We start from the raw sequence: 2,808 nt of genomic DNA, 5'->3' as shown, positions 1-2,808 counted from the left end.
CTATCAACTCACTGCGCATCTTCGGCGATGCGCCGGGCAAAGGCGCCATCATTTCCTTCGAACTGCAAGGCATTCATGCCCATGACGTATCGATGGTGATAGACAGGCAGGGCATTGCGGTGCGCGCGGGCACCCATTGTGCCCAGCCGCTGTTGAAACGCTTTGGCGTAACCTCCACATGCAGGGCATCGTTTGGCATGTATAATACCAGGGCCGAAGTCGACGCTTTGGCCGAGGCGCTCGAAAARGCGCGCAAATTCTTCGGGTGACGATCATGGATGACGCTAGCCACAACACCGAGACCGTGCCGGAAACGGCCATCAACCCGCTGGTTTCCGCCTCGGCCATCCCCGCCGACGAACTGGCACGGCTGACCGACGACATCGTCTCGGCGCTGAAGACGGTCTATGACCCCGAAATCCCGGCCGACATCTACGAGCTCGGCCTCATCTACAAGATCGACATCGAGGATAACCGCTCGGTCAAGATCGACATGACGCTGACCGCCCCGGGTTGTCCGGTGGCGGGCGAAATGCCCGGCTGGGTGGAGAATGCCGTTGGTGCCGTCGAAGGCGTCTCCGGTGTCGAGGTCAACATGACCTTCGATCCGCCCTGGTCGGCCGACCGCATGTCGGAAGAGGCGCAGGTGGCGGTGGGCTGGTACTAATGCATGTCGCCCAAAAGTGACCTCGGTTTTGGGACAACGACATGCATAAAGCAAAAGCCTAAAGCGTGTCACGCTTTAGGCAGGCAGAGCCTGGTACACTTGCGCCAGGGGTAAAACTTCACCATTTTAGGTGAGGAATCATTCGGCAGGCCTTGAACCTGCATGGAATGGAGAAGGAAAAAGAATGGGACGCTTCGCCGTCATCACGATGACCGAAAAGGCCGCCGACCGGGTGCGCGAGATCGTGGCTACCCGTGACAGCGCGCACGGCATCCGCCTCGGCATCAAGAAGGGCGGCTGCGCCGGCATGGAATACACGGTCGATCTGGTGACCGAGCCCAACACCAAGRACGACCATATCGAGCGCGATGGCGCCCATGTTTATGTCGCGCCGGAGGCTGCCCTTTTCCTGTTCGGCACCGAGATGGATTTCGAGCAGACGACATTGCGCACCGGCTTCACCTTCCACAACCCGAACCAGAGTTCGGCCTGTGGCTGTGGCGAATCCGTCGAACTGAAGCCGGCCGATCTCAAGGCGCTGGCAGAGGCACGCGCTTCGGCCTGAGCCCCGGCCGAGCTTCCAAATCCACACCGAGCCCGTGACCGGATGGCCGTCGAAAACGTGACCGTCGCGATATCAATCCGGCCGCATGTCGGCGCCGACAATGCCGCGTTGGCGCATCTTTTCGAAGAGATGCAGCGGCACTATCGGGTGCCGTGCCCGCCATTCGAGACAATCCTTGCCGATCTTGCCGGTCTGCCGCCGGGCGTGGAGATTCTGGTCGCCGAAACGGACACGATCATCGGTTTTGCCATCTGCTCGACAATCTATCCCGGACCCGGCCTGCGAACCGGCTTCTTCCTGAAAGAGCTGTTCGTCTCGCGAGCCTATCGCGGCAGTGGTGCCGGACGCCTGCTGATGCAGGCGCTGGCACGGACCGCCCTGCAGCGCGGCCATGGCCGCGTCGATTGGACAGCCGACGGTGAAAATGAGCGGCTGCTGACCTTCTATGACGGTCTTGGTGGCACCAGGCAGCCGGACAAGGTTTTCTTTCGGCTGAGCGGCGACGCACTCGCGGCTTTGGCGACCGATGAGGAATGAGCCATTCCTTCTCCCCGTAAACGGGGCGAAGAGCACTACTTCACCCACATGCCCGTCCGCCTATGCCAGTCGGCGATCGATTCCTCCGGATAGACATCGAACGTCTTGTCGCCCTTGCCTATATCGGGCTCGACCCAGTTCGCCTTGTATTTCAGCATCAGATGCACCTTTTCAGGTGGTTTCGGCAGGTCGCTGTCGATCGCCGAGGCGAAGGGATGCACAAGCTCCGGCCATGTCGGATCGTAGAGCCACAACGCCGACCCGCATTTACGGCAGAAATTGCGCTCGCCGGTCGAAACCTCGCAACGGGGATGCTCGTCGTCCTCGATCTCGGCGCGAAAGACGCCGAGGCTGCGCTTGCCTCTGACGTTCAGCGTTTCGTAGTCGGCGCCGAGATTGATGGCGTAACCGCCGCCGCCTTGCTGCTTGCGGCAGATCGAGCAGTAGCAGAGCATGAACGGCACCGGCGTGTGGCTTTCCACCTCGAAACGCACGGCGTTGCAGCGGCAGGATCCCTTGAGCAGAAGCGGCATGACAAAAAACTCCGACGGTTCTCAACCTGTCAGCATGATCTTGGTTGCGCGATGACAATGTCAAATCCCGGTGGCATGATCGCGGCATGGACAATGAACGCATCGCCGAACTGTTCGAAGGGCTCGGTCCGGTCAGCATCCGCAAACTGTTCGGCGGCAAGGGCATCTATTTCGATGGCGTCATCGTCGCCATCGTCCTGCGCGGCGAATTGCTGCTGAAGGCCGACGAACAAAGCGCGCCCGACTTCGAGGCTGCGGGCTGCAAGCAATGGACCTATACCGGCACGCGGCACGGCAAGCTGGTCGCCATGCCCTATTGGAGCATTCCGGACGTTGCTTTTGATGATCTGGACGAGATGACAGTCTGGGCACGCCGCGCCTATGAGGCGGGGCGAAGGGCTGGGAAGTGATTTTGACCTAGCGCTGGCTGCTGCGGAAGGGTCACGTCGAGGCCGCCCCCTCATACGGCCGCTTCGCGGCCACCTTCTCCCCGCTGGGGAGAAGAG

At 61.0% G+C, this 2,808-nt stretch carries 6 protein-coding genes; 5 read left to right on the top strand and 1 reads right to left on the bottom strand.

The window, feature by feature from the left end:
* The 4 genes from AC1DX0_RS34070 to AC1DX0_RS34055 all read left to right on the top strand — a co-directional run.
* Window positions 1-269 (top strand): aminotransferase class V-fold PLP-dependent enzyme (locus AC1DX0_RS34070; protein ID WP_477358742.1); only part of this gene is annotated, 269 nt, incomplete at its 5' end.
* A gap of 5 nt (window positions 270-274) precedes the next feature.
* Window positions 275-667 carry an SUF system Fe-S cluster assembly protein gene (locus AC1DX0_RS34065; protein ID WP_477221257.1) on the top strand — a complete coding sequence of 131 codons (393 nt, stop codon included), beginning with the start codon at window positions 275-277 and terminating at the stop codon, window positions 665-667.
* Window positions 668-851: 184 nt separating this feature from the next.
* Complete coding sequence (sufA, locus tag AC1DX0_RS34060) at window positions 852-1,232, top strand: Fe-S cluster assembly scaffold SufA (protein ID WP_477358740.1); 381 nt, start codon at window positions 852-854, stop codon at window positions 1,230-1,232.
* Between the two features lie 129 nt (window positions 1,233-1,361).
* The gene (locus AC1DX0_RS34055; protein WP_477221466.1) at window positions 1,362-1,769 is read left to right on the top strand and encodes an N-acetyltransferase family protein; all 408 of its coding nucleotides are present in this window, start codon (window positions 1,362-1,364) and stop codon (window positions 1,767-1,769) included.
* Window positions 1,770-1,804: 35 nt separating this feature from the next.
* Here the strand turns inward: AC1DX0_RS34055 and AC1DX0_RS34050 are convergent, their stop codons facing one another.
* Window positions 1,805-2,302, bottom strand: a complete 498-nt coding sequence (locus tag AC1DX0_RS34050; protein ID WP_477221258.1) for a GFA family protein — start codon at window positions 2,300-2,302, stop codon at window positions 1,805-1,807.
* Between the two features lie 86 nt (window positions 2,303-2,388).
* Between AC1DX0_RS34050 and AC1DX0_RS34045 the strand changes: the two genes are divergently transcribed.
* Window positions 2,389-2,712, top strand: coding sequence for a TfoX/Sxy family protein (locus AC1DX0_RS34045; protein ID WP_477221259.1), 324 nt, complete (start codon window positions 2,389-2,391; stop codon window positions 2,710-2,712).
* The last annotated feature ends 96 nt before the right edge of the window (window positions 2,713-2,808 follow it).

Source organism: Mesorhizobium sp. P3_A9, from assembly GCF_056402975.1.
Note: the sequence above shows the minus strand (reverse complement) of the source record. Positions and strands in the feature narration are given on the sequence as shown.